A 26,275-nucleotide genomic window follows, 5' to 3' on the forward strand; every position below is an offset into this window, starting at 1 on the left:
ACATCTCAGATTTCGGTTGTCTTCTTTAAAACATTAAGAACTGAAATATGAAAACTCATATACTGACAATTTGCTTTATTTTATCTTCTCTATTCACCTATTCTCAGAAAAAGGAAGATGTACATATTGTCAGAAAAAACATCGTCATCATAAAAACCTCATCATCGCCCAAAATAGACGGAATTCTGGATGATGCAGAATGGCGGAACGCTCCTGTTGCTACAGGTTTTATAGAAAGACAGCCCAACAACGGAAAACTTCAGGCTGATTCTGTGAGAACGGAGGTAAGAATTTTATATGATGATACAGGAATTTACTTCGGAGCACAGATGTACGATCCTACTCCCCATAAAATTGCCAAAGAACTTACGGAAAGAGACGGTGTAGGAAATGATGATTTTTTCGGTGTTACTTTAAACGGCTATAATGATAAGCAGCAGAGTCTGGAATTTATGGTAACCGCAGCCGGCGTTCAGTTTGATGCAAAAATTACGACGGACGGCGAAGATTCTACATGGAATTCTATCTGGTATAGCGGCGCAAAAATCAACGAAAAAGGATGGGCTGTAGAAATGAAAATCCCATATTCAGAGTTAAGATTTCCGAAAAACAATGTGCAGGAATGGGGAATGAATATGTTCCGAAGAATTCAGAGGACTAAAGCTTCGTATGACTGGAATTTTGTGGATAATGCTAAAAATTCTTATACTTTGTTTGATGGTGTTTTAAAGGGAATCGAAAATATCAATCCTCCGACACGATTGTCTTTTACACCTTATTTTTCTACCTATGTAAACAGTTTCGACGGAAAAACTACTGCCAATGTGAATGGCGGAATGGACGTAAAATATGGTATTAATGATGCTTTTACCTTCGATATGACTCTGATTCCGGATTTCGGGCAGGCAAATTTTGATAATTCTATTTTAAATTTAACCCCGTTTGAACAGCAGTTTTCCGAGCAGAGAACATTCTTCACAGAAGGAACCGAATTATTCAGTAAAGGTGGAATGTTTTATTCAAGAAGAGTCGGCGGAGAACCTTCGAGATATCCTGTAACCAATGACAATGAAGAGGTAACAGAATATCCTTCAAAGGTAAAATTATTCAATGCTTTTAAAATTTCGGGAAGAACAAAAAAAGGATTGGGAATAGGTTTTTTTAACGGAATAACGCAAAAAATGGAAGCTACGATTTTAAACCATGAAACCGGAGAAGTGAGAAGAGAGGTGGTAGAACCGTGGACGAATTACAATGTTCTGGTTTTTGACCAGCGATTCAACGGAAATTCTTCTGTTTCTTTGGTAAACACCAATGTTACGAGAGACGGAGATTTCCGCGATGCCAATGCAACGGGAATTCTCTGGGATATCAACAACAAAAAAAATACTTACAATACTTTCGGAAGTTTAAAAGGAAGCTGGGTGATGGATGGTGAAACGAAATTCGGGACTAAAGGTGAACTCGGCTTCGCAAAAATTTCAGGCAAAAACCGTTTCAACATTAATGGAAATGTAACCACAAAAGACTGGGACATTAATGATGTAGGATTTTCTACAAGAACCAATTTCGGAAATTACAACGCGTGGTACGGTTACAGAATTTTGCAGCCTACGAAAACATTCAATAATATGTATCTGAATTTTAATCTGAACTACTATCACAGATTAGAACCGTTTATTTTTCAGAATCTGATTTTTAATAACAATAACAGTTTTACCGATAAAAATTTCAGGGTTTTCGGAGGAGGAATAGAATTTACCCCTTTTACCCAGAATGATATTTACGAGCCGAGAACTTTTGGGAGACATCTTCAGGTTCCTAAATATTTCGATTCGTGGATCTGGTTTGAAAGCGACAGCCGAAAGAAATTACAGCTTAATTTCAGTTTCGATTATTATGCGTATGATGAAAAAGGCAGAAATCAGGTTCTTACCAATTTCGGACTCCGTTACCGTTTTTCAGACAAATTTAATGTAAACTGGAGTTTTAATCCGAGTTTCAGCAATAATGAAACAGGTTTTGCAGGAAAAAACAGCACTGATATTTTCATCGGAAGAAGACAGCGAAATACCTACGAAAATGCATTGACTTCAAAGTATACCTTTAACGAAAAAATGGCTCTCACGTTAACATTCAGACATTATTTTTCGGATGTTACGTATAAACAGTTTTACGCATTAAATCAGGATGGAAGTCTTACAGAAACCAATGCTTTTAATAAAAACCTGAACGGAACCTACAATGCATGGAATGTTGATCTAAGATTTTCGTGGTGGTTTGCTCCGGGAAGCCAGTTGACATTATTGTACAGAAATGCCACGTCCAATTATCTTGAATTTTCGAGACTGAATGTAAAGAAAAACTATGATATGCTCTTCAATGAACCCACCGTGAATAATATTTCTTTAAAACTGACTTACTTTCTGGATTATAACAGGGTAAAAAGCTGGACGAAGAAAAAGAGTTAATCATTGATTTAACAGAACCATTGTAATTTTTCAATAGAATTTTGTTTTTAATTACGTTTTGTTTCTTAGGTCAGTAATTAAAAACGTCAAGCCTCCGAAATTTCGGAGGCTTGATTTTCATTGTGTGTGTTTTTTTAGGCTGCTTTCTAACCTTTGCTACCTTTTTTTAGTATCTATCACAGAGCATTGCTGCTCTGCAATAATGATACAAGTATTATCATTTGTGCTTTAAGATATTTGATCCTGAAATAATTTTTTTTCATCATTTGTGTTTTCAGAATCAAAATCAATTTTAATTACCGGTTAATAATTGTTGTTTTTGTTGATACAAATGTAGGCACATTGTGGTACATAATTCTAATAAAACATTTAGATATATATCGCTAAGCTTGTAGATATTTATCTACAGAATATGAAAAAGCAATATTTAGCATTATAAACAGGCATTTTAAATAAAAAAATTCATGAAATATTATAATTTCATGAATTTTATATCATAATAACCTCTAAAAATCAGTAATGATTTTTCATGAGATCAATAAGTTCTACAATATTTTCGATCTTAAGCTTATCGAAAATTCTTTTTTTAATTGTACTTACTGTATTTTGCTTTACATCAAGACGATTGGCAATTTCGAGATTTCCAAGACCTTCGGCATACATTTCCGCGATCTGCAGTTCTCTTTCTGTTAAAGACAGCAAAGGATTAATAAGCGTCGGATTGCTTATGGAACTTCTTAGCAAAGCCTGTGTAACTTCAGAAATATAGCTTCCATGTGTGTACATTTTTTTAATTGCTTCTGCAATCTCTTCCTCTTCGTTCAGCTTGCTTAAAAATCCGTCTGCTCCTGCATTTAAGAACTTCAGAGAATGGGTGCTTTCTTCAATTCCTGTAAAAATAAGGATCTTGGTTTTCGGACTTATTTTTTTAATTTCAGGTACAATGGTAATGCTGTTTCCATCGGGAAAATGAGCATCTATAATGGCAATATCTATCGGATGTTCCTGTATAGAGTTCATCAGCTGCTGTAAACTGGAAGCCTGAAAAATTTCGCATTCCCAGTCCATGTCTTCCAGCAGAAAAACAATCCCCTGTCTTATCAGGCTATGGTCATCTGCAAGCAAAACATTAACAGATGCAGAATTTAGTTCACTCATTTACTGACATTTAAATTAACAGAAAAATGTACGGTTGTGCCTTTTCCTTCTTCGCTCGAAACAGAGATATCTCCATCGTATAAACCAATAATTTCTTTACATAAGCTCAATCCTAAGCCTGCACCTAGATTTTCTACGTCTTCCGACAGAACTCCCTGATAATAAGGTTCGAATATTTTTTCCAGATCGGATTTTGAAATTCCGACACCGGTATCGCTGATTTCTGTAATCAAAGATATTGTATTTTCGTCAACAGGCTGCGTTTTAGCGGTGACTTTTATCTGCCCGTTTTCAGTAAACTTATTCGCATTTCCCAGAATATTCATGAAAATCTGATTGATCTTTTTATTATCAGAATAAACATTGATATCCGGATTTATATTTTCATCAATAATGAATTTATTGTTTCTGGTTTCAATATACGGCTCAATGGAAGTAAGAATTGAAGTGATCTCGCTTTTAAGATTAAACTTCACCGGTATCAACTTATTTTCAACCGCCTGATTTTTGGTATACTCCAAAATCTGGTTTGCCTGCATCAGCAGAGAATCGTTGGTAAAACTGATGGATTTCAGATATTCTTTCACCTTTTCGTCTTCTGTTCTTTTATTGATTCTGTTGATGAACAGCCCTATGATTTTCAGAGGCGATCTCAGCTCGTGACTCAGCATTCCCAAAATTCTGTTCTTGAAATTAAGGTTTTCGCTGATCTGTCTATTGGCAGCGTTCAGCTTTTTCTCATAAATAAAGGCAATTCTGGTTAAGAACATGATTAAAACAGAAACAATAAACATCAGAATCATCGCCCCAAATACGAGATTTTTTCGGATTCTGTTGCTTTCGGAATTCTGCTTTTGATATTCTTTCTCAAGCTCGGCTTTCGAATCTTTAATGGCAACATCATAAATGTTCATCAGTCCATTGCTATACACCATAAGATTATTAAAGATTTTATAAAAGTTACCGCTGTTGTTCTGGTTTCTTACGACATTCACCTGAATTTTCTTTATTTCTCCTTTATAATGATTGTTTACTTCATTAAAAATACTGTCGAATTCAGCTTTAATATTGGCAGGACTGGCTTCTTTTCCCTGTTTCACCGTAATAATCGTACTTTCTTTCCGTACATTTTCTTTTCCGGAAATAGCGTCTCCCAAACGTCCGAAAAGTCCTTTTTTCTTTACCGTATCAGAGATTGTCTTTGTTTCTACCTTAAACTTATCAAAGTCGTAGTTTACACTGTATTTTTCGAGTTTAGGAAGATTATTCTCGACTTTAAAATTAGATTTTGTTGAATATTCGTAGGTAGAATCTATCAGAGATTTCAGTTTTTTAATCTCCATAGAATCTTTTCTGTTTGAGGTAAGAACATTCTTAAGCTTAGGATATTTGTTTTCGTAATGTCCGATGCTGTCGAGGTTTTTACCCAGTTTATTAAGGGAAGCGAAATATGAATTAAGATAAGTATTATCATTGCTCACCATATATTTTTGAAGGAAATTTTGTGCATTCAGAAGCTCTCCTCGGGAATTATCCGTAAGATTTTCCAGTGTATGAACTTCTTTCAGCTGATTTTCAAAGAAAGCCAGATTTTTTCTCGAAATAAATTCATTATAGAAATATCCTGCAATAAGAAGCTGGATGAGCAGAATACAAACGAGCAATGAGTAATGGATTATTTTTCTCGCTTTAAAGTTCAATAATTTTTTGGACATTTTGTGTAAGTTATTAGTAAGTGTGTTTAGCTGTTTTTTAACTGCAAAGAAATTTTGCTTAACCGTTTAAATCCTCATTTAAATTTGAAAATTTTAAACAAGTTTAGCATAAAAATAGTAAAAAATCCTGTAAATATAATTTTTACAGGATTTAAATTTATTTAAAACTTCAATATTTATAAAGTTTTGAATTGCTCTAATGTTCTGATATCATTTTCGAAAAACATTCTGATGTCGCTCATCTGATAAAGAAGCATTACAATTCTTTCAATTCCCATCCCGAAAGCATATCCCGAATATTTCTCAGGATCAATGTTTACATTCTTCAAAACCGCCGGATCTACCATTCCGCATCCCATGATTTCCAGCCATCCCGTTCCTTTTGTTATCCTGTAATCTGTTTCAGAGTTTAATCCCCAATATACATCAATTTCCGCACTTGGTTCCGTAAAAGGGAAATAAGAAGGTCTCAGTCTGATCTTAGATTTTCCGAAAAGTTCAGTAGTAAAAAACTGAATGGTCTGCTTTAAATCTGCGAAGCTTACATTTTCATCAATATACAATCCTTCAATCTGGTGGAAAATACAGTGGGAACGCGAAGAAACCGCTTCGTTTCTGAATACTCTTCCCGGAGATAAAATCCTGATCGGCGGCTGATTCTGTTCCATGTAACGGATCTGTACGGAAGAAGTATGCGTTCTTAATAAAATATCAGGGTTCTGCTCGATGAAGAATGTATCCTGCATATCTCTCGCCGGATGATATTCCGGAAGATTAAGCGCCGTGAAGTTATGCCAGTCGTCCTCGATTTCAGGACCGTCTGCCACAGCAAAACCGATAGATTTAAAAATCTCGATAATCCTGTTTTTCACCAGATTGATCGGGTGTCTTGATCCCAGCTCCAAAGGAAACGCCGGTCTTGTAAGATCTTCTTTTTCTACGATAATAGAAGATGCGGAAGCATTTTTTAAATCTTCCAGTTTTACGTTAACAGCCTGCTTCAGAGTATTGATCTTCTGCCCGAAATCTTTCTTCTGGTCGTTGGGAACTTCTTTGAATTTTTCAAAAAAATCATTCAGAATTCCTTTTTTACCATTGTACTTGATTCGGAAGTTTTCAATTTCCTCTTTAGATGTAGCATTAAAGCTGTTTACCTCAACGAGTAATTCTTCTATCTTTTCTATCATTGTTTTACCCTTTCAAAATGTTTTGCAAAAATAAGGTTTTTCAGTTGAATAATTTTCTTAAAAATGTTAAAAAATCTGCCTCTTTTGGGGAGACAGACTTCAATCACTTATTTCACTTAAATAAAAAAATTATTTTTTTTCTAAAGCTTTCACGTTGATCTGAAGAGTAACCTCATCTTTTATCACGCCATTTTCGGCAGGTGCCTGAAATTTCACCCCAAACTCTTCTCTCATTATGTCTTTCGGTTCGGTAGCAATATTCACCAGACCTTCCTTCACAGAGACATTGGCTTTAAACTGAACCGGTTTTGTAATTCCTTTGATGGTTAAATTCCCATCCAGCAAGGTATTGTAATCTCCTTCAGCAGAAGGTGTTACTTTGGTAATTTCATACGAAGCCGTCGGAAATTTTTCTACCTCGAAAAAGTCCCCGCTTTTCAGATGTCCGTTAAGTTTGTTCAGATTTTCGGTATCGTTTTTCAGATCTTCAGAAGTTAAGGAAGCCATATCTGCAACAAATTTTCCGCTTTCCAGCTTTCCTTCTTTTACGGTAACATCGCCGCTTTCAAATTTAATGGTTCCGAAATGGCTTGTATTCTCCGATTTAAAAATTTTATATCCCTTCCACTCTACTTTACTGTTAAGTGTATCCACAACATATTCAGCTCCGTCTTTGGTTGTTGCAACTTCATTGCTATCGCTGGAAAGAGGTTTCTCCTTTTTGCAGGAAACTACCGCAGCTAAAGCAAAAAATGCAGGAATAACCAACGAAAACAGCTTTTTTTTCATGATTTATAAATTTTTATTACTCCTGCTAAAATAATAAAAAATATTGTTCTTTCCTAAAAACATTTCAATTCATTACTTTTGTAATATGCTATTAGAAATAAATCATTTAAACTTTTCCTATTCTAAAGAAAAACCTTTGTTTGAAAACCTCAGTCTTACGTTTGAGGAAGGTAAAATCATTGCGCTTGCCGGAGAAAGCGGGTGCGGGAAATCTACTTTATTAAGCCTGATTTATGGTTTGCTGGACTGGGAAAGCGGTGATATTATTTTTGACGGTAAAAAATTACTGGGACCTAAAGGAAATCTGGTTCCGGGAGAAGCCGAGATGAAATTCGTTGCCCAGAATTTTGATCTGATGCCCTATGCAACGGTTGCGGAAAATGTAGGAAAATTTATTTCCAATATTAATCTGGCAAAAAAGAAAGAAATGGTTTCTGAGCTTCTGGAAGTTGTCGGTTTAGAAGAGTTTGCCCCCATTTTACCTAAATATCTGAGTGGAGGACAACAGCAAAGAGTTGCCATCGCAAGAGCGCTTTCTGTACTTCCGAAGCTTCTGATCCTAGATGAACCTTTCAGCAATCTGGATTTTCCGAGAAAGATTGAACTAAGGGAAAAGCTTTTCCGGTATGTAAAACAGAATGACATTTCTCTGGTGATTTCAACACACGAACTTCAGGATATTATTCCGTGGCTCGATGAAATTATCGTATTGCAAAATGGAAAAATTGTACAGAAAGGAAATCCGGAAGAAGCTTTTAAAAATCCTTATAATTCTTACGTTGCCAAACTTTTCGGGGAAGTGAATATTTTCAGTGAAAGTGAGATGCAGGATTTTCAGATTTCAAAATTCTCCTATTATCCCAGAGAAATAAAAATTTCTGAAAACGGTTTTGAAGCCGAAGTTCTGGAAAGCCGTTTCGCAGGAAATCATTACTGGAATAAAGTAAGGATAAAAAATAAAGAAATTGTTCTTTATTCTGATGAAAAACTTAACGGAACTATCACTGTTTCATTCGGTTAAATTCTGACGAAGCTGAATATCATAGCCCAGATTGAGCGGCGTGTCTGAGCTCTTTTCGTTGGTTTCGGCGGCTGCTCCGCAGCCGCCGAAACCAACGAAAAAGCGAGTAGCGAAAGCTGGAAATAGCTCCTAAAAAAAATGTAACAATCACACTTTACACCACTTACTGTGAACTTGTGGATAAAAAAAATACAAACATAAGAATTGGTTTTAAAACTTTTTCTTACATTTGTATGTCAACAGCATAAGGAAATTTTTGGTTAATTCTCTTTCTGCCTCCTGAGACGAAATCCGTTTATTCTAGGCAAACAATGCAGTCTCTTGAAAGATTACCCTGTCCAATTCTTTCCTTTTTTTATTGCTTTATTTTCCTCTTCTGATAGAAAAATCCTCCAATTTGAAGTATAAAGAATATAGATAACGAAACAGCATTTAATACTTGTTCATAATCTTCTGAGTAGACACAATAAAAAACCGAAAAAATAAAAAGCATAGAAAAAGTAACCCCAAAAGCATTTTCGGAATTACCTTTATATAGAAAAAACAAAACATTTTCTGTAACCAGACTATATATTAGTAAGATAACATACAGTAAAAATATAAAAACCAATGCCAGAACACCACCTTGACCTTCTATTTTAAAAAACATAAGGAAAGCAATGCACGATAAAATAAATCCTATGACACTTGCAGCAATATTCCTTAAAATGTTCTGCATTACAAAAATTTAAATGCTGAAATTTGTTAAAAATTAAGCCTTTTTCACAAATTCAGACTTCAGTGCCATAGAACCGAAACCATCGATTTTACAGTCGATATTATGATCGCTGTCAGGTCTCAGACGGATATTTTTAACTTTTGTTCCTGCTTTTACAGGTTTTGGAGCACCTTTTACGGGAAGATCTTTAATAACCACCACAGAATCTCCATCCTGAAGCTCGTTTCCGTTAGAATCTAAGATTTTCCCTGAATTTGATGCATCTGCGCTTTCTTCTTCGGGATTCCATTCGTAGAAACATTGGGAACAAACCATCATATTGTCGCTCGGATAAGTAAACTCGGAGCTGCATTTTGGACAAAGTACAGTATCACTCATATTTTTAATTTTTTGCAAAGTTAATTTTTTAATATATTCAGTTAAAATTTAATAACATGAGATATATCCGTAGATTTTTGATTTTTATTTCTTTAGTCCTGTTTTTCAGGTTATTTGCTCAGATATTTAATGAGATCGACTTAATTCCTAATTACACAATAACATTCGTTGATGAAGAAATTTCCCAAGTCGACCGTTTTCAGAATCTGAATGAATCTAAAGAATATTCAAAATCCCAGATCTACAAATATCAGAAAATCAACAAAGAAAGATCAGATACAGCCAACTCGCAGCTTATGATGATCGTTGTTTTGGTTATTATTCAGTTGTTTTTCTATTTTCTAACCACAGAGAAAGCCCAAAGCAAAATTTTGAATGCACAGACTAAAATTTTGAAACAGAAATTCTCAGCAGAAATTCGTACTTTTGCAGATTCAAAATAGCAGAACCCAATTTTATGGAATTGATACACAGAAACCTGGCAATCGGAATTCACGATGCTTTGCAGGAAACATTTTTCGAAAAAAATAAATACGCCGATAAAGTAATCGAAAGACTTTTGAAAGCGAATAAAAAATGGGGAAGCCAGGACAGAGCAGTGGTTTCTGAGATTTTCTATAACATCATCCGTTGGAAAAAACGTCTTGAATATTACATGGGTGAAGGCGTAAAACCCAACAATATTTATAAATTAATTATTGCTTATCTTCTTTGGAGCAAAACCAATTATAAGAAATTTGAAGAATTCGACGGTATAAAAATCGCCGACATTCTCACCAAACTGAAAAAAGGAACCGTTCCTACAAAAGCAATCGAGCATTCTATTCCGGAATGGCTTGCCGAAACTTTAGAAAAAGAACTGGGTGAAAAGTGGGAAAAAGAAATGTATGCTTTAAACGAGCAGGCTCCGACGGTTTTAAGAGCAAATTCTCTGAGAACAACAACCAAAGAGCTTATCTCTGATCTTTCCGATGAAAACATCGTTTCTTATCCTATCAAAAATTATCCGGATGCAGTACAATTGGAGGAAAAAAAGAATGTTTTCCTGACGACTGCTTTTAAAGAAGGTCTATTTGAAGTTCAGGATGCTTCTTCCCAAAAAATCGGGTATTTCCTTGATGTAAAGGAAGGGCAGAGAGTTGTTGATGCTTGTGCAGGTGCAGGAGGAAAAACCCTTCACTTAGCCGCTTTAATGCACAATAAAGGACAGATCATCGCATTGGATATTTTCGACTGGAAACTTGCCGAACTGAAAAGACGTGCAAAAAGAGCCGGAGCACACAACATTGAAACCCGCATGATTTCTGATAATAAAGTAATCAAAAGGCTTCATGAAAAAGCAGACCGATTATTGATTGATGCTCCATGTTCTGGTTTGGGCGTTTTAAAAAGAAATCCGGACAGCAAATGGAAAATCGATCAGGCTTTTATCGACCGAATTAAAATTGAACAGCAGCAGATTCTTCAGGATTATTCTAAAATGCTTAAAAAAGGAGGAAAAATGGTTTATGCAACGTGTTCTATTCTACCTTCTGAAAATAATTTACAGGTTGATGAATTCATCAGAAACAATCCTAACTTTAAAATGATTAAAGACGAAAAAGTAATGCCTAGCGAAGGCTATGACGGATTCTATATGGCTTTAATTGAAAGGGTTTCTTAAAAAATATTCTTTATATAATGAACAAAACTACTCTTTTCAGGGTAGTTTTTTGTTATACTCTTTATTACAAAAGACAATTGTAAAGCGATTTTTAAGGTTCTCAAAAGAATAAAAATCAAAAATGTTTAAAAACTTTTGTGGCCTTTTTCATCTCTGTTAAGTAACTTAAACAACTTCAGTTCGGGATAAGAAATGAATTTAAATAATTGGTTTATAGCATCATATTAATTTATCACAGAGAAAAACAAGAGATTTTTTCACTTATTGAAAGTTTGTAAGCTAAACAAAGGCACTTCGTTTATTTAAAAAAGACAAAAGTGGTATTACTTTGATAAGTTTTACGCCTTTGTATATCTTAAAAGCTGAATTTTTGATAATTGAATCTCTTTGTTTAACGTTGCGTTTAAGAAGACTTATCACGAACTAAGGTTAAATAATAATTCTGCTAATTTTTTGTAGCTTTTGTGGTTAAAATATGAATTTTTAAAGAATTATCTTTGCTAAAACCATTTCAAATTATGCATCTAAGAATTTTAGTAAGTTTCTTTACTTTTTTATGCTGTTTATCTTTCGCACAGACGTACGAAGTACAGTACCTCAATTCATCCAACGGAAAAGTTTTAACGGAACAGTCTCCCACTTTAGTTTGGGCAAATGAAAAGGAAAATTTCATCCTGAATAACAAAATCAGAGAACAAAAAGCAGATTTACCTTTCGAAATTACGAAAATTGAAAAACCTTCGAATACAGTAATTTCTTATGCGTTTTTAAAATCTGACGAAATTATTTCAACTTCAGATAAAGAGTCTGTGGCAAAACAGACTTTTGAATTTACCAATGAAACCAAGAAAATTTTAGGCTACACCTGCAAAAAAGCAGTTACCAAAATCAATTCCAATACCATTGAAGTCTGGTATACGAATGATCTGAAAATTCAGGGAGGACCTTCTGTAATCGGGCAAAATCTGGGATTTGTTCTGGAAATTGAAAGAAATAAAAACTCACTGATTACCGCTCAATCTATTAAAAAAGTTAAGAAAACTGACATTGATGCTATTCTGAAAGGATCGATTAATTCAACCGATCCGTTAGGTTACAGAGATCTTTTGTGGAAAAGCAGATTCACTACCCTGAAAGTTTTTGATCATGAAACCATTAATTTTTCAGATGAATCTAAATCTGACGAAAACATAAAAAGATTCGCCAACGGAACCATTATTATGAAAAAAATTAAGTTTCCGAAAATTTCTGATGGCGAAAATATTTTCGTTGAATTAAAACAGCAATCCAACGGCGATGCTTACGATAGAACCGGAACCGTATTTTTTGTACCGCAGGACAAATCTCAGTCGTTTTTCGACGGACTGGAAAAAGGTGTAAAAACACTTCCGGTATATGAGAACGGAAACGGAAAACAGTATTACGGAATTACAGCAACGGAAAATTATAATCCCGCGGTAGAAATGATGAGATTTTTCACGGCTTTCGGAATCAATAAATTCAATCATATTCAGTTAAAAGATAAAAACTGGCAAACCATCAGTCCGTATCGTGAAGATATTACAGATCTAAAACCTTCTCTTTCTGAAAAAGAATTATGGATCGGAACATTCATCGGAAATTACGATAAAGGCGGTCATAAAGTCAGCCTGGAAATCACCATTCACAAAAGCGATCAGACTGTTTATAAAAGCAATACGGTCATTCCTTTATTTAACACCTTAAACATTATGGAAATGGCGGGACAGGATTATTCTACCATGTTTAATAATGATAAAGGACTGTTTCTAGAGTTTACTTTAAAAAAGGATCTGAAAAATGCCCAGTTGAAATATACAACTACCGGTCATGGAGGCTGGGAAAACGGCGATGAATTTGTACCCAAAGCCAACTCGATCTTTTTAGACGGAAAAATGACCTTCTCTTTTACACCTTGGAGAACCGACTGCGGATCTTATCGTCTTTATAATCCGGCTTCAGGAAATTTTCCGGACGGACTTTCTTCATCCGATCTCAGCAGATCTAACTGGTGTCCCGGAACAGTTACTAATCCCAATTTTATACAGCTTGGAGATTTAAAAGCCGGAAAACATACCATTCAGGTGAAAATTCCGCAGGGTGCCACCGAAGGAACAAGCTTCAGTTCATGGAATGTTTCGGGAGTTCTGTTAGGGTCTCAATAAAACAAAACCTTCTCGCAAACTGAATTGCAAGAAGGTAAAAACACAAATGATGAAAAAAAATTATTTCGAGCCACAAAGTAAGGGCTAAAATTTGTAGAATAAATTATCATACATTAAGAAATATCTCATAATAATTTCGTATGTAATGAATAAATCGGGTATGTGAGTTAAAAAAATCAACTAAAATCTTATTTTACATTTAAAATAATTAAATTTTTACTTCATTTTAAACTAATTAATTAAAAATATTAACTTATTTAAAATTTTTGTTGTTATTTTTAAACCACTATTCTACTTTTGTTTCAAATTAAATAACAAAAAATGTGTGGAATTGTATGTTTGTTTGATGCCAAACAAAAAACTGAAATGTTAAGACCTCAGGTTCTTGAAATGTCTAAAAAAATTCGTCACCGTGGTCCGGACTGGAGCGGAGTTTTCCAGAATGATAAAGTGGTTTTCTCTCATGAAAGACTTGCCATCGTGGATCCTACTTCGGGAAAACAGCCTTTATTTACAAAAGACGGAAAAATAGTTCTTGCCGTGAATGGTGAAATCTACAATCACAGAGAACTGAAAGAAGAATTTCCTGATTATGAATTTCAGACACAGTCAGACTGTGAGGTTATTTTAGCCTTATATCAAAAATACGGAAAAGATTTTGTTGAAAAATTAAACGGAATTTTTGCCTTCTCGTTATATGATACAGAAAATGATGTGTATCTGATTGCCCGCGATCACATGGGAATCTGTCCTCTATATCACGGTTGGGATAAAAACGGAAACTATTACGTTGCCTCAGAACTAAAAGCATTGGAAGGAGTTTGCAAAACCATTGAGACTTTTTTACCGGGACATTTGGTGTACAGTAAAGACGGAAGCGAACTTCAGCAGTGGTACAAAAGAGACTGGGAAAGTTTTGACGCTGTAAAAGATAACGAAACGGATATTGAGAAATTAAGAAAAGGACTGGAAGATGCGGTTCACAGACAATTGATGAGCGACGTTCCTTACGGAGTTTTGCTTTCAGGCGGATTAGATTCTTCCGTAATTTCTGCGATTACGGCAAAATTTGCAAGACAGAGAGTGGAAAGCGGAGATACTCAGGAAGCGTGGTATCCGAGATTGCACAGTTTTGCAGTAGGTTTGGTAGGATCGCCGGATCTGGCAGCAGCTCAGAAAGCAGCAGAACACATCGGTTCGGTTCACCATGAAGTTAATTTTACCGTTCAGGAAGGTCTGGATGCGGTTCGTGATGTTATTTATCATCTGGAAACATATGACGTAACAACAGTGAGAGCTTCTACGCCGATGTATCTTTTGGCAAGAGTGATTAAATCGATGGGAATTAAAATGGTGCTTTCCGGAGAAGGTTCTGATGAATTGTTCGGTGGTTATTTATACTTCCATAAAGCTCCGAATGCGAAAGAATTCCATGATGAAACGGTAAGAAAATTAGGAAAACTTCACCTGTACGATTGTTTAAGAGCCAACAAAGCGTTGATGAGTTGGGGAATTGAAGGACGTGTTCCTTTCCTTGATAAAGAATTTATGGATATCGCCATGACTGTGAATCCAAAAGATAAAATGGTAAATGCTGCTGAAGGAAAAATTGAAAAGTGGGTTCTGAGAAAAGCTTTCGAAGATATTCTTCCGGAATCTATTGTATGGAGACAGAAAGAGCAGTTTTCAGATGGAGTCGGTTATTCATGGATCGATACTTTAAAAGCCGTTGCTGAAAAAGAAGTAACAGACGAAATGATGGCAAATGCGAAATTCAGATTCCCTTTGAATACGCCTCAAAACAAAGAAGAATACCGTTACAGAACAATCTTTGAAGAGCATTTCCCAAGTGAAACTGCGGCTGCAACAGTTCCTTCGGTTCCTTCCGTTGCATGTTCTACGCCGATTGCACTGGAATGGGATGAAGCATTCAAAAACATGAACGATCCGAGCGGAAGAGCAGTAAAAGTGCATGAAACTTCTTACGGAGAATAGATTTAGAAGTATGAGAGTATGAGTGTTTTTTGAGTTTGTGAGATGTTTTTTTCATTCTTCATTTTTTGTTTAACAAATAGAAGATGAGCATTCTGAAACGAAATACTAAACTCTAAAAATCTAAACTTTACATAAAAATTTATCAATCCTGTAGCAATACAGGATTTTCTTTTGCATTTACCTTAATAATATTGTCAGAATTTAACCGTTAATCAAATATATTATCTAATAAATAATTATATTTGGAAAACGAAAATATCAATTATAAAAAAATGAGAAGAAACATTACTATCTTATTTGCTTTATTATCCATGACTTTTGCTTTCGGACAGGGAAAATATGGTAAATATCTTAGCTCCAAAAAACTGGCAATGGTGTATAAAAGTGTGAAAGATGGCGATAAAGACGACTTCTACCAACAATATTACTGGCTGGTAAAAGCGGAACAACTGAAAACGTATCCTCACCTTAAAGATATAAAACCAAAAGTTTTATATGAATTTGTAAAAAAAGTAAATCCTCAGAATCCGACTAAAAAACTGGATGCAAGAGGTAAAGAACTGAGACAGACCGCAGAATTATCGTTAAACCAGTATTTCAAAAACAAAAATCTGGATAACAATTCTGTTTTAATGTACAATCTGGAAACGTATGTAGACCCGTCAAAAGGACAGTATTATACAAAAGTTGATGCAGAAAAGATCAAAGAACTGGTTCCTAAAGAGCTTTATGCCTTCAACTCCAACAACAGAAATACAGGAGAAGATAAAACGTATTATCTTTGGATCAATAAAGAAAAAGAAGATTTCAATATTGTAGATATCATTCCTGAAGAGAAAGAAAATAAAGCGTTTTATGCGAGAGTGAAACAGTATCTTCCAAGCTATAAATTCTCAAAATATGTTCCTTCCGTGAAAAAAGGGACAAAAACGGACAGAACAGATGCAGATTTCTACTACATCATGCCGTTTGAGCAAAACACAGATAACATCGAATACAAAACAAAAGATTTCAAAACTTTCGAATTAAGCCAGTACAGAAAAGCCGGCGAAGAATGGAAAGGGGTTGAAAAACCAAGAAAATAAATTAAAAAGTCCTGTGAAATTTCGCAGGACTTTTTTACTGGAATATTTTTTAATACAAATGGCACAAATTTTTGCACGAATATTCACAATTGCTCGGAGGATTGTAAGAAAATAGAATCTTATAAATATCGTTATTGATAACATCAAAAAAATTAAATAGTTCAGGAGTATCAGGAAAATATTGCAGCAAATAGATTTCTCGTTCGTGGAAATGACAGCTTAATCCATCGATTAACATCTTCTCTTTATTAAAAGGAATAAAAATTGCTTTGAAAATTACATTCTCATTTTTTTTTGAACTAAACAAATCTGGAAGCTTTTCCAGTAAAAATGCATGTCAGAAACACTTTCGCCGCCCAAAAATTCAGTTAAAAAAATTCTGCCGCTGATTCTTGCAACGGCAATCTTCATGCAGATGCTGGATTCCACTATTTTGAATACATCTTTGCCTTCCATCGCAAAAGACCTTCAGGAATCTCCGCTGAATATGCAAAACGCCATCATCAGTTATGTACTTACATTAGCTGTTTTTATGCCGGCAAGCGGATTTCTGGCAGACCGTTTCGGAACCAAAAAAGTATTTATATTTTCCCTGATTCTTTTCAGTCTCGGATCTCTGTTCTGTGCCATGTCTCAAAATCTTACACAGCTCGTTATTTCCCGTGTCATTCAGGGTATTGGAGGAAGTTTGATGACGCCTGTCGGAAAATTAGCTTTAATTAAAACTTTCGATAAAAGCGAATTATTAAAAGCCATGAACTTTGCCATTATTCCTGCATTAATTGGTCCCGTTCTCGGTCCTTTGGTGGGAGGTTATATGGTAGATTATCTTTCGTGGCACTGGATTTTTTTAATTAATATCCCGATCGGAATTCTGGGAATTGTTTTAGGCATAAAGTTCATGCCCAACTACACATCCAAAGACGTTGATTTTGATCTGAAAGGATTTTTGATCTTTGCAGCAGCCTCTCTCCTGCTTTCCATTGCTTTGGAACTTTTCGGAGATATGCAGAATACAACACCGGTTTTAGTTATTTTCATTCTAGGATTTCTTTGTCTTTATTACTATTACAGACACGCCAAACGTGATGAAAGCCCTATTTTTCCTTTAAATTTATTTCAGGTAAGAACTTTCAGAGTGGGAATTGTCGGAAATCTTGCCACCAGATTAGGAATCAGCTCTGTTCCGTTGCTTTTACCGTTAATGATTCAGATTGCGTACAAACAATCGGCAGTAACTTCCGGATGGATCATCGCTCCGATGGCTTTAACCGCAATGTTCGGAAAATCGTATGTGATAAAAATTTTAGACCGTTTTGGTTACCGGCAAACTTTAATGACGAATACTTTTATTATCGGAACGCTGATCTGTCTTCTGGCAATTCCCGATATCAACACCTCATTGTATTGGTTTATTCCTATTATTTCCATTTTGGGATTCTTTAATTCCATTCAGTTTACTTCGATGAATACGATTTCTATTGCGGATCTTCGAAATTTTCAGACCAGCAGCGGAAATTCACTTATATCCGTCAATCAGCAGCTTGCCATCGGATTCGGAATTGCTTTCGGATTAATTGTACTTAAAATTTTCGAAAATACAGATCTTATTCACGGAGAAACTCATAATGCTTTCCGCTATACTTTTCTTACTGTGGGAATTTTAACGATTATTTCCGGATTTATTTTCCGCAGGCTTCATATTTCGGATGGGAAGAATATGAAATCGAAGGAGGATTGATCATAATAATTCGCCTTAATTATTTTTCTTAAAAGAATCCAAAAGCTTCAGACTATTACGGTTTTCCGTAAAAAATTAACACGTTGTCTTATTATTTTTGTTACATCAATAACCAGAAACTAAAATAATAAACATGGCTTGGAGCTACAGAAAAAGAGTTAAAATAATACCGGGAGTTCATTTAAATTTTAGCAAAAAAGGAATATCTACTTCCATTGGAACAAAAGGACTGAGCGTTAATTTCAGTAACACTGGTACAACAGTCAATACAACTATACTTGGTATCTCAAACCGCCAAAAATTTAGCAATTCTAATCCAACACCTGAATCTTCTTTAAATTATCCTGATTATTATACTCAAAATAATCTTTATGACAATATTTTCAGTGCAGATATTCATGAAATAACAAGTCAGAATATGCAGGGAATAAAGGAAGCAATCTTATTAGCACATCATCAGAAAAAAGAGCTTGCTGCCGACTTAATAAAAATCAAAAAAGCATTATCTATTACTAAAACTAAAAAAATATTGAGTTATTTATTTTTATATGGATTTATCAATAAAAATATTAAAAAGAATGCAAACCGTGATATAAAAATACAGTTGGACGCAATTAATCAGACAGAAAATATGATTGAAAAATGCTGCGTTAACCTAGATATTAATTTTGATCCTGAAATACAAAGAAAATTTGAAACCGTTTATGAAGCCTTCAAACATCTTATGGCATCTCATAAAATATGGGATATCACCAGTGCTCATTTTCAGGACAGAGTCGTTGCACGTTCTTCAGCTAGCACAGTAGTTAACCGACGTGAAATACGTTTTGCTTTAAAATCTCTTCCCTATATCCAATCCAAATATCAGGCAATGTACTTAAAGAATGCTAATGGTGCAGATATTTATATTTATCCTGCGTTTATTATAATGTATACCAACGAAACTAATTTTGCGATCATCGGAATTGATGAATTAAATTTACATCATACATATACTCACTTCAGAGAAACATCTATAGTTCCTCGAGATTCAAAAATTATAGATCATACTTGGGCAAAAGTTAATAAAAATGGAACAAGAGATAAAAGATTCAGTAATAATTATAAAATCCCAGTTGTAAAATACGGCAATATCAACTTTACTACTAAAACAGGGATGCATGAAGAATATGAATTTAGTAATTATGAATCTGCTGAAGAGTTTAGCCGAGCTTTCAGTAATTTTCAAAGAGAATTTATTTAAATCCTGTCCTACTTTTTTCTAAAGATCTATTTTAAACCAGCCCGTCAAAAATTTCTCCGAAATTTTCGCCACCCCTCCAAAGGAGGGGAATTTTTACATCCCAAATAAAAATCAGAAAACACCCGTTCAGCGCAATCATCAATCATCAATCATCAATCATCAATCATCAATCCCCCTTATTAACACAGATCAATGTACAGGATTTTTGTTTAAAATACCTTTGCTTCATAATACAACCATATTATGGCAACTAAAAAAATAGAAAAAATAGTATCTCCGAAACCTGCGCATTTTGTGGGCGACGGTTTTAGGGTTCATAATTTTATTCCGGGCGTTCAGGGAATGGATATGAAAAGAATGGATCCGTTCATTATGCTCGATTACAATTCAAAATTTCACTTTAACGGAACAGATCAGCCTCGCGGAGTAGGCGTTCATCCGCACCGAGGTTTTGAGACCGTAACCATAGCGTATAAAGGAAAAGTGCAGCATCATGACAGCGCAGGAGGTGGCGGAATTATCGGTGAAGGCGATGTACAGTGGATGACTGCCGCAAAAGGTATTCTTCACAAAGAATATCACGAAAAAGAATGGGCAAAAGAAGGCGGAATTTTTCAGATGGTGCAACTTTGGGTAAACCTTCCGTCGGTTTATAAAATGAGCTGTCCGAAATATCAATCAATTAAAAATTCGGATATGACGAAAGTGGATCTTGGAGAAAACGGACATATTGAAGTGATTGCCGGAGAATTTCAAAATCAGAAAGGTTCCGCTTTTACCTTCAGTCCGGTTCACATGATGAATGCAAAACTGAAAAATGGTGGAAAAGCAACATTCAGCTTTCCCGAAAATTTCAATACTGCTGCATTGGTGATAGAAGGAAGTATTGTCATTAATAATGAAGAAAAAGCACCACTTAATCATCTCGTTCTGTTTCAAAATGAAGGAGAAAATTTTACTATAGAAGCAGCAGAAGACTCAATCGTTTTAATCATCAGCGGAATGCCTTTAAACGAGCCAATCTTTCCTCATGGACCTTTTGTAATGAATTCCAGAGAAGAAATTATGCAGGCTTTTGAAGATTTCAATTTAGGCAGATTCGGTTACCTTGCAGATTAATTTTAATTAAAAATCATCATCAAGCTGTTCTTTTTATTAATTTTATATATTTAGACGATGGTTCGGAAAATACCCGGATAATTTACTAATTATTTCAAGCCATTAAATAAAACATGGAAACTAATACGATTAAAGAACTGAGAAACAGAATAAACATTCCTTTACATTCAGCCCAAAAACTATTGAAAAGAAACAATAATAATGTGGAATTAAGCATACAGGAATTTCATCGCAACAAAATTAATACGATATGCAGATTAACTGAATGTGATGATAAAACTGCAAAAAAATATTACCATATCTGTAAGCATGATGAAGAGAAAGCCATGAAAAAAATTCAGGAAAAAATCTTATATCTTACAGCAACACCAGATCAGCAAATTCATAAAATAGGATTTATATTATGGGCTGAAAACAGCAGTCTGGAAAAATATTACATCCCAACAGACAGGGGAATCTTCATTCAATCTAAAGATTTTGATTATGTAATTGACATTTTTAAAGCTGCCAATTCTGAAACGTTTGACATCACAGGTCATAACCGATATAAAAATGAAACGATGAGAAAAATTGTAAATCAGATCGCAAGATTACCTGTAGAAACAGCGGATGAAGAATTATTTTTACGAAATCTGATTAAATGGTTCAATTCCAAACTGAGATTCGCAGAAGAAATCGTAGTGTATGGGAATCTATAAACATTCAACTTGCAAAATCCTCATTTAAGAATTCAGAATTAAATTAAAAATTAATACAAATAAATCACACACATCATGTCAAACATCGGACTTATTATAGAAGAAAAATCTGCGGATATCGGAAACTTTCTGGTGGGAAGATTATTGCCTTTCCGCGAAAAAAGAGCAGTCGGACCTTTCGTTTTTATCGATCATATGGGACCATCCGACTTAAAAGATTATCAGAATCTTGATGTTCCGCCGCATCCGCACATCGGGCTTTCAACATTAACGTATCTTCTGGAAGGATCTATTTTTCACAGAGACAGCATCGGAAGTGCTCTGGAAATAAAACCGGGAGCTGTAAACTGGATGACTGCCGGAAAAGGTGTAGTACACTCTGAAAGAACTCCGGAATATCTGAGACATTCTGACAAAAGACTTCACGGATTCCAGATCTGGGTGGGACTTCCGAAACATCTGGAACAGTCTGAACCTACATTCCACCACATTGAAGCAGATGAAATTCCGGTTTGGGAGGAAGACGGAATTCAGTATAAATTAATTGCAGGTGAAGCTTTTGGAAAAAAATCGCCGGTTCCGGTTCACAGTAAGCTGTTTTTTATTGAAATTAAAACCAAAGAAGCAAAAAAGATCAGCATTGGGAAAGATCTTTACGGAGAAGCTGCCATGTACGTTCTGGACGGAACTGTTTCTACTGACGGAAATTCTTACGGATCTAAACAACTGATGATAGCCAAAAACACCCAACTCTGCGAATTTGACATGAGCGAAAACGGAACGGTTTATCTTTTCGGCGGCGAACCATTTGAAGAAGAGCGGTTTATATTCTGGAATTTTGTAAATTCCGAAAAAGAACTGATCGATCAGGCAAAAGTAAACTGGCACGATCAAAACCACGATGCTTTTCCTTTGGTTCCGGGAGATGAAAACGAATATGTCCCGCTTCCGAAAGCTATTTTAAACAGAAAACCATAACAATTTAAAATCATACTTGATGAAAATATTAGCATTTGCAGGAAGTACGTCTTCCACTTCCATCAACAGGGAACTTGTAAAATTCGTTCTAAAAGATTTTCAGGATGAAGAAATCAATCTGATTGATCTGAATGATTTTGATATGCCTGTTTTTTCCGTAGACCGCGAAAAGAAAGGTTTTCCGGAAGAAGCACACCATTTTTTGAAAGCGATAGAAGAATGTGATGTGATTATTTGTTCGCTTGCGGAACACAACAGATCGTACAGTGCGGCTTTTAAAAACGTTTTCGACTGGGCTTCAAGAATCAACGTGAAGGTTTTTCAGGACAAGCCGATGTTTCTGATGTCCACTTCTCCGGGAGGTTACGGCGGCGGAAATGTGATGAACACGGCAAAGATATTTTTCCCGAATTTCGGAGCGGATATCAAAGAAACTTTTTCACTTCCTAAATTTTATGAAAATTTTGATCTGGAAAGCGGAGTTATCAATCCTGAAATGCTGAAAGACCTAAACAGTAAAGTGGAGAATTTCAAAAATACAATCCTTAAATAATGACCAAAGGAAGATTAGAGGCTTTCAGTGACGGGGTTCTTGCGATCATCATCACGATTATGGTACTGGAACTGAAAGTTCCGGAAGGAAACGACTGGCATAGCCTGAAACCGCTTATCCCGAAATTTCTGGCATATATTTTCAGCTTTCTGTATGTAGGAATTTACTGGAACAATCATCATCATCTTTTTCAGGCAGTGAAAAAAGTAAACGGAAAAATTCTTTGGGCAAATCTTCATCTGCTGTTCTGGCTTTCTTTAATGCCTTTTGCAACAGAATGGATCGGGGAAACTCATTTTGCCAAAAATCCGGTGGCTACTTACGGATTCGGATTAGTACTCTGTGCGATTGCCTATACGATTCTGGAAAATGCCATTATAAAAGCTGAAGGTGAAAATTCCAGACTGAAACAGGCCATTGCTTCCCGTTTTAAGGAAAATGCATCCATTGTTTTGTATGTCTCAGGGATTATTGTATCATTTATTTACCCTTATATTGCTGTAGGGTTGTATTATACAGTGGCTTTCCTTTGGCTGATTCCGGACAGACGAATAGAAAAAACTTTAAATGAGAACTGATATGGAAACACACGAATATGTAAACGGAGAAATTACCGTCATCTGGCAGCCTAAAAAATGTATCCATGCTGCAGTCTGTGTAAAAACACTTCCAAAAGTGTATAACCCGAAAGAAAGACCGTGGCTGAAACCTGAAAATGCAACCGCTGAAGAACTTAAAAATCAAATCGACCAGTGTCCTTCCGGCGCACTGAGTTATCAATTCAATACAGAAAAATAATGGCAATCACAGTAAAAGCAAGTTTAGGAACAGAAAAATACTACACCGAAGTTGTTGCGGGAGAAAATACTCTTATTACGGATGAACCGGTAGACAAAGGCGGCGGAAATAAAGGGTTCAATCCTTTTGAAATTCTTGCCACTTCCCTTGCAAGCTGCACAGCGGCAACCTTGAGAATGTACATCGACCGAAAAGAATGGAACGTCGAAAAAATAAATGTTGAAGTGGAACTGGAAAATTTTCCTTTAACGAAAAGAGCCGTTTTCAAAAGAGACATCAGCTTTGAAGGCACAAATCTTGATGATGAACAACTGAAAAGACTTCACGCTATTGCAGATGCGTGCCCGATTCATAAAATTCTTACAAACGATATAGAAATATTAACCAAATTTTCATAATATGATTGAAGTAAAACAAACCAACGACCCGAAACACGGAAATTTTGAAGCATTCATAGACGGAAACCATGCAGGTTTGATGACGTACACCTGGGCTGGAGAAGAAAGATTCATCATCGATCACACCGAAGTTGAAGAAGCATATAACGGAAAAGGCGTTGGGAAAGAAATGCTTCTTGCGGCAGTAGATTTTGCAAGAAAGAACGGAAAAACAATTATTCCGCTTTGTCCTTTTGCCAAGGCTACGTTCCAGAAACATGAAGAACTTCAGGATGTTCTGGTAAATAAGACACAGGCTTAGTTTTTAGCTATGGTTGAGATTAAGTTTGAGCTTCTGAATTATCAGCCTGAATCTCAGATTTACATATAAAACCTTCCGGAAATATATCCTGAAGGTTTTTTCTTTTTGGGCAGAACAGAAAAAAACTATATTTGCTAAAATTTAAATTAAAGCATGAATTCCGGAACTGTTCTTTTGCTGTTTGTTTTTGTCTATTTCATCGGACTTTTGGTTATTTCTTATTTTACAAGCCGAAATTCTGATAATCAGTCGTTTTTTATCGGGAATAAAAAAAGTAAATGGTGGCTTGTTGCTTTCGGAATGATCGGAACCAGCTTAAGCGGGGTAACATTTATTTCCGTTCCCGGAACAGTTGGTAAAATGACGGGAACTGAATATATCTACGGTGGATTCGAATATTATATGATGGTGATCGGCTTTTTCATCGGATATTTTATTGTTGCTGCAATTCTTCTTCCGCTGTACTACAAAATGAATCTCACCTCGATTTACACCTATTTAGGCAAAAGATTCAACATTGAAGCGCATAAGATCGGCTCAATCTTTTTCATTATTTCAAGGGCAATTGGTGCAACGGCAAGGTTATATTTAGTGGTCAACGTTCTTCAGATTTTCCTTCTGGAAGGTTTGGGCGTTCCTTTCTGGGTTACGGCTTTGGTTCTGCTGTTAATGGTGCTTTTATATACATTTGAAGGCGGTGTAAAAACAATTGTGATTACCGATACTTTACAGACGTCATTTATGATTATCAGTCTCGTTGCCTGTATTGTTTATATTTTATCGCATTTAAATTTATCATTAGGCGAAGCGTATACGATTTTAGAACAGAAAAATTATACCCACTTCATCAATTTTGATCCGAATTCCAAAACATTTTTCCTGAAAACGATTTTAGGGGGAATTTTCATTACGATTGCAATGACAGGATTAGATCAGGAAATGATGCAGAAAAATATCTCTGTGGATAATCTTAAAAATTCAAAGAAAAATATGCTCACTTTCGCAGGAACGCTGCTTTTTGTGAATCTGGCATTCCTTTTTTTAGGAGGTCTTCTTTATCTTTTTGCTTTGCAGAACGGCGCAGAATATGGAAAAATAGACGGAGAAACGGTAACCAATATTTTCGGTTTCAAAGATTCTGCGGGTAACATTAAAAATATCATGGGAGACGATCTGTTTCCTGCTTTATCGCTTCAGGGGCATTTCCCGATGATTATTTCCGTTATCTTCATTATCGGATTAATTTCGGCATTATTTCCTTCTGCGGATGGCGCTTTAACCGCTGTTACGAGTTCGTATTGCGTAGATCTTTTGAATCTTAATGAAGACAAAAACAAAACGGAAAAAGAGAAAAAACAGCTTCGTATGAAGGTTCATTTAACGTTTACGATCGTTTTCTTTATTTTGATTATGGTTTTTAAAGCGTTGAATGACAAATCGATTGTTTACCTCATCATGGAGATTGCAGGCTATACTTACGGACCGCTTTTAGGACTTTTTGCCTTCGGAATTTTCACGAAATTTCAGATTTCAAGGAAATATTCAATTTTGGCGGTAACAATTTTAGCTCCGGCTGCAACGTACATTATCAATTATCTGGTAACAACGTATACGGATTACAGAATCGGGGTAGAGTTAATTGTTCTGAATGGATTATTAACTTTCATTGGGCTTTGGTTGGTAAAACATAAATCTTATCTGAAGGTTGTTTAAAAAACCAATGTCTTAAACCTGTTGAAACAAATTAAAAAATAATTTTCAGACAAATACAGTTCTTTTTGTGTTAATAAAAAGTACAGTATATATAATTATTAAACGCAAAGAAACCTGTTATTTTTTTGAGAAGTTGAGCAAAGATATTTCCGTCAGAGACGGATGATGAAGCGTTCGCTTAATGACAGATGAAATCTGCTTCACTTTGCTTATCTTAAAATGTTAACTCTGAAAATAAAGACTTTGCGTTTGAAACTTAAATTTAGAAATCTATTAAAAAACTTTAAACAGACTTCCTTTTAAATAATAAAAATCCGCACTTTTCAGCGCGGATTTTTCCATTTCCGTAACCCATCAAAAAATTGTAAAT

The 26,275-nt window shown here is 35.2% G+C and carries 24 protein-coding genes; 18 read left to right on the forward strand and 6 right to left on the reverse strand.

Features of this window, described 5'->3' with window-relative positions:
• The first annotated feature begins 47 nt into the window (after nt 1–47).
• Nucleotides 48–2,471: a DUF5916 domain-containing protein gene (locus AC52CF_RS15950; RefSeq protein WP_496517376.1), complete on the forward strand. Its 2,424-nt coding sequence runs from the start codon at nt 48–50 to the stop codon at nt 2,469–2,471.
• 513 nt (nt 2,472–2,984) lie between these two features.
• Here AC52CF_RS15950 and AC52CF_RS15955 read toward each other — a convergent pair.
• The 4 genes from AC52CF_RS15955 to AC52CF_RS15970 all read right to left on the reverse strand — a co-directional run bounded on the left by AC52CF_RS15955 (nt 2,985) and on the right by AC52CF_RS15970 (nt 7,320).
• Entirely contained in the window at nt 2,985–3,629 is a 645-nt protein-coding gene (locus tag AC52CF_RS15955; RefSeq protein ID WP_496517377.1) for a response regulator, read from the reverse strand.
• A complete protein-coding gene (locus AC52CF_RS15960) occupies nt 3,626–5,344 on the reverse strand; it encodes a sensor histidine kinase (protein WP_496517378.1) in 1,719 nt (572 codons plus the stop codon). The genes AC52CF_RS15955 and AC52CF_RS15960 overlap by 4 nt, the downstream gene beginning before the upstream one ends.
• 176 nt (nt 5,345–5,520) lie before the next feature.
• Nucleotides 5,521–6,531, reverse strand: coding sequence for a phenylalanine--tRNA ligase subunit alpha (gene pheS, locus AC52CF_RS15965; protein ID WP_214588736.1), 1,011 nt, complete (start codon nt 6,529–6,531; stop codon nt 5,521–5,523).
• 129 nt (nt 6,532–6,660) lie between these two features.
• A complete protein-coding gene (locus AC52CF_RS15970) occupies nt 6,661–7,320 on the reverse strand; it encodes a YceI family protein (RefSeq protein ID WP_214588735.1) in 660 nt (219 codons plus the stop codon).
• 85 nt (nt 7,321–7,405) lie between these two features.
• Between AC52CF_RS15970 and AC52CF_RS15975 the strand changes: the two genes are divergently transcribed.
• Nucleotides 7,406–8,341: a sulfate/molybdate ABC transporter ATP-binding protein gene (locus tag AC52CF_RS15975; protein ID WP_375181356.1), complete on the forward strand. Its 936-nt coding sequence runs from the start codon at nt 7,406–7,408 to the stop codon at nt 8,339–8,341.
• A gap of 355 nt (nt 8,342–8,696) precedes the next feature.
• Here AC52CF_RS15975 and AC52CF_RS15980 read toward each other — a convergent pair whose 3' ends face one another.
• Both AC52CF_RS15980 and AC52CF_RS15985 read right to left on the reverse strand, forming a co-directional pair.
• A complete protein-coding gene (locus AC52CF_RS15980) occupies nt 8,697–9,059 on the reverse strand; it encodes a hypothetical protein (RefSeq protein ID WP_375181176.1) in 363 nt (120 codons plus the stop codon).
• 33 nt (nt 9,060–9,092) lie between these two features.
• Nucleotides 9,093–9,437: a zinc ribbon domain-containing protein YjdM gene (locus AC52CF_RS15985; RefSeq protein WP_076395707.1), complete on the reverse strand. Its 345-nt coding sequence runs from the start codon at nt 9,435–9,437 to the stop codon at nt 9,093–9,095.
• A gap of 56 nt (nt 9,438–9,493) precedes the next feature.
• On the opposite strand from AC52CF_RS15985, the gene AC52CF_RS15990 reads away from it, so the two are divergent.
• From AC52CF_RS15990 to AC52CF_RS16065, 16 genes are all read left to right on the forward strand, one after another.
• Nucleotides 9,494–9,880, forward strand: coding sequence for a hypothetical protein (locus AC52CF_RS15990; RefSeq protein WP_375181177.1), 387 nt, complete (start codon nt 9,494–9,496; stop codon nt 9,878–9,880).
• Between the two features lie 14 nt (nt 9,881–9,894).
• Nucleotides 9,895–11,100 carry an RsmB/NOP family class I SAM-dependent RNA methyltransferase gene (locus AC52CF_RS15995; protein WP_336691359.1) on the forward strand — a complete coding sequence of 402 codons (1,206 nt, stop codon included), beginning with the start codon at nt 9,895–9,897 and terminating at the stop codon, nt 11,098–11,100.
• A gap of 518 nt (nt 11,101–11,618) precedes the next feature.
• Nucleotides 11,619–13,283 (forward strand): GLPGLI family protein, encoded by a 1,665-nt coding sequence (locus tag AC52CF_RS16000; RefSeq protein ID WP_496517379.1) that lies wholly within the window; start codon nt 11,619–11,621, stop codon nt 13,281–13,283.
• A gap of 321 nt (nt 13,284–13,604) precedes the next feature.
• Nucleotides 13,605–15,278 (forward strand): asparagine synthase B, encoded by a 1,674-nt coding sequence (gene asnB / locus AC52CF_RS16005; RefSeq protein WP_336733557.1) that lies wholly within the window; start codon nt 13,605–13,607, stop codon nt 15,276–15,278.
• 272 nt (nt 15,279–15,550) lie between these two features.
• Nucleotides 15,551–16,363: a hypothetical protein gene (locus AC52CF_RS16010; protein WP_214588727.1), complete on the forward strand. Its 813-nt coding sequence runs from the start codon at nt 15,551–15,553 to the stop codon at nt 16,361–16,363.
• Nucleotides 16,364–16,697: 334 nt separating this feature from the next.
• On the forward strand, nt 16,698–18,104 hold the full coding sequence (locus AC52CF_RS16015) for a DHA2 family efflux MFS transporter permease subunit (RefSeq protein WP_375181180.1): 1,407 nt from the start codon (nt 16,698–16,700) through the stop codon (nt 18,102–18,104).
• Nucleotides 18,105–18,237: 133 nt separating this feature from the next.
• Nucleotides 18,238–19,347, forward strand: a complete 1,110-nt coding sequence (locus tag AC52CF_RS16020; RefSeq protein ID WP_214588725.1) for a DUF4236 domain-containing protein — start codon at nt 18,238–18,240, stop codon at nt 19,345–19,347.
• A gap of 243 nt (nt 19,348–19,590) precedes the next feature.
• Nucleotides 19,591–20,466, forward strand: a complete 876-nt coding sequence (locus AC52CF_RS16025) for a pirin family protein (RefSeq protein WP_496517380.1) — start codon at nt 19,591–19,593, stop codon at nt 20,464–20,466.
• A gap of 113 nt (nt 20,467–20,579) precedes the next feature.
• Complete coding sequence (locus AC52CF_RS16030; RefSeq protein ID WP_496517381.1) at nt 20,580–21,164, forward strand: hypothetical protein; 585 nt, start codon at nt 20,580–20,582, stop codon at nt 21,162–21,164.
• A 75-nt stretch (nt 21,165–21,239) separates the two neighbouring features.
• Nucleotides 21,240–22,142, forward strand: coding sequence for a pirin family protein (locus AC52CF_RS16035; RefSeq protein ID WP_076395687.1), 903 nt, complete (start codon nt 21,240–21,242; stop codon nt 22,140–22,142).
• A gap of 19 nt (nt 22,143–22,161) precedes the next feature.
• Nucleotides 22,162–22,695 carry an NADPH-dependent FMN reductase gene (locus AC52CF_RS16040; protein WP_496517382.1) on the forward strand — a complete coding sequence of 178 codons (534 nt, stop codon included), beginning with the start codon at nt 22,162–22,164 and terminating at the stop codon, nt 22,693–22,695.
• A complete protein-coding gene (locus AC52CF_RS16045) occupies nt 22,695–23,273 on the forward strand; it encodes a TMEM175 family protein (protein ID WP_336732338.1) in 579 nt (192 codons plus the stop codon). Before AC52CF_RS16040 ends, AC52CF_RS16045 begins: the two co-directional genes overlap by 1 nt.
• A 1-nt stretch (nt 23,274) precedes the next feature.
• Nucleotides 23,275–23,493, forward strand: a complete 219-nt coding sequence (locus AC52CF_RS16050; protein WP_375181184.1) for a (4Fe-4S)-binding protein — start codon at nt 23,275–23,277, stop codon at nt 23,491–23,493.
• Nucleotides 23,493–23,891, forward strand: coding sequence for an OsmC family protein (locus tag AC52CF_RS16055; RefSeq protein WP_375181185.1), 399 nt, complete (start codon nt 23,493–23,495; stop codon nt 23,889–23,891). The genes AC52CF_RS16050 and AC52CF_RS16055 overlap by 1 nt, the downstream gene beginning before the upstream one ends.
• A 1-nt stretch (nt 23,892) precedes the next feature.
• Nucleotides 23,893–24,192 carry a GNAT family N-acetyltransferase gene (locus AC52CF_RS16060; RefSeq protein ID WP_175608849.1) on the forward strand — a complete coding sequence of 100 codons (300 nt, stop codon included), beginning with the start codon at nt 23,893–23,895 and terminating at the stop codon, nt 24,190–24,192.
• Nucleotides 24,193–24,345: 153 nt separating this feature from the next.
• A complete protein-coding gene (locus tag AC52CF_RS16065; RefSeq protein ID WP_496517383.1) occupies nt 24,346–25,905 on the forward strand; it encodes a sodium:solute symporter in 1,560 nt (519 codons plus the stop codon).
• The last annotated feature ends 370 nt before the right edge of the window (nt 25,906–26,275 follow it).

The organism is Chryseobacterium sp. 2P, assembly GCF_059579425.1.

Bases quoted from the DNA above. Each gene is read 5' to 3' on its own strand.
- AC52CF_RS15950 (WP_496517376.1), top strand. From the start codon at position 48: ATGAAAACTCATATACTGACAATTTGCTTTATTTTATCTTCTCTATTC.
- AC52CF_RS15955 (WP_496517377.1), bottom strand. From the start codon at position 3,629: ATGAGTGAACTAAATTCTGCATCTGTTAATGTTTTGCTTGCAGATGAC.
- AC52CF_RS15960 (WP_496517378.1), bottom strand. From the start codon at position 5,344: ATGTCCAAAAAATTATTGAACTTTAAAGCGAGAAAAATAATCCATTAC.
- pheS (WP_214588736.1), bottom strand. From the start codon at position 6,531: ATGATAGAAAAGATAGAAGAATTACTCGTTGAGGTAAACAGCTTTAAT.
- AC52CF_RS15970 (WP_214588735.1), bottom strand. From the start codon at position 7,320: ATGAAAAAAAAGCTGTTTTCGTTGGTTATTCCTGCATTTTTTGCTTTA.
- AC52CF_RS15975 (WP_375181356.1), top strand. From the start codon at position 7,406: ATGCTATTAGAAATAAATCATTTAAACTTTTCCTATTCTAAAGAAAAA.
- AC52CF_RS15980 (WP_375181176.1), bottom strand. From the start codon at position 9,059: ATGCAGAACATTTTAAGGAATATTGCTGCAAGTGTCATAGGATTTATT.
- AC52CF_RS15985 (WP_076395707.1), bottom strand. From the start codon at position 9,437: ATGAGTGATACTGTACTTTGTCCAAAATGCAGCTCCGAGTTTACTTAT.
- AC52CF_RS15990 (WP_375181177.1), top strand. From the start codon at position 9,494: ATGAGATATATCCGTAGATTTTTGATTTTTATTTCTTTAGTCCTGTTT.
- AC52CF_RS15995 (WP_336691359.1), top strand. From the start codon at position 9,895: ATGGAATTGATACACAGAAACCTGGCAATCGGAATTCACGATGCTTTG.
- AC52CF_RS16000 (WP_496517379.1), top strand. From the start codon at position 11,619: ATGCATCTAAGAATTTTAGTAAGTTTCTTTACTTTTTTATGCTGTTTA.
- asnB (WP_336733557.1), top strand. From the start codon at position 13,605: ATGTGTGGAATTGTATGTTTGTTTGATGCCAAACAAAAAACTGAAATG.
- AC52CF_RS16010 (WP_214588727.1), top strand. From the start codon at position 15,551: ATGAGAAGAAACATTACTATCTTATTTGCTTTATTATCCATGACTTTT.
- AC52CF_RS16015 (WP_375181180.1), top strand. From the start codon at position 16,698: ATGTCAGAAACACTTTCGCCGCCCAAAAATTCAGTTAAAAAAATTCTG.
- AC52CF_RS16020 (WP_214588725.1), top strand. From the start codon at position 18,238: ATGGCTTGGAGCTACAGAAAAAGAGTTAAAATAATACCGGGAGTTCAT.
- AC52CF_RS16025 (WP_496517380.1), top strand. From the start codon at position 19,591: ATGGCAACTAAAAAAATAGAAAAAATAGTATCTCCGAAACCTGCGCAT.
- AC52CF_RS16030 (WP_496517381.1), top strand. From the start codon at position 20,580: ATGGAAACTAATACGATTAAAGAACTGAGAAACAGAATAAACATTCCT.
- AC52CF_RS16035 (WP_076395687.1), top strand. From the start codon at position 21,240: ATGTCAAACATCGGACTTATTATAGAAGAAAAATCTGCGGATATCGGA.
- AC52CF_RS16040 (WP_496517382.1), top strand. From the start codon at position 22,162: ATGAAAATATTAGCATTTGCAGGAAGTACGTCTTCCACTTCCATCAAC.
- AC52CF_RS16045 (WP_336732338.1), top strand. From the start codon at position 22,695: ATGACCAAAGGAAGATTAGAGGCTTTCAGTGACGGGGTTCTTGCGATC.
- AC52CF_RS16050 (WP_375181184.1), top strand. From the start codon at position 23,275: ATGGAAACACACGAATATGTAAACGGAGAAATTACCGTCATCTGGCAG.
- AC52CF_RS16055 (WP_375181185.1), top strand. From the start codon at position 23,493: ATGGCAATCACAGTAAAAGCAAGTTTAGGAACAGAAAAATACTACACC.
- AC52CF_RS16060 (WP_175608849.1), top strand. From the start codon at position 23,893: ATGATTGAAGTAAAACAAACCAACGACCCGAAACACGGAAATTTTGAA.
- AC52CF_RS16065 (WP_496517383.1), top strand. From the start codon at position 24,346: ATGAATTCCGGAACTGTTCTTTTGCTGTTTGTTTTTGTCTATTTCATC.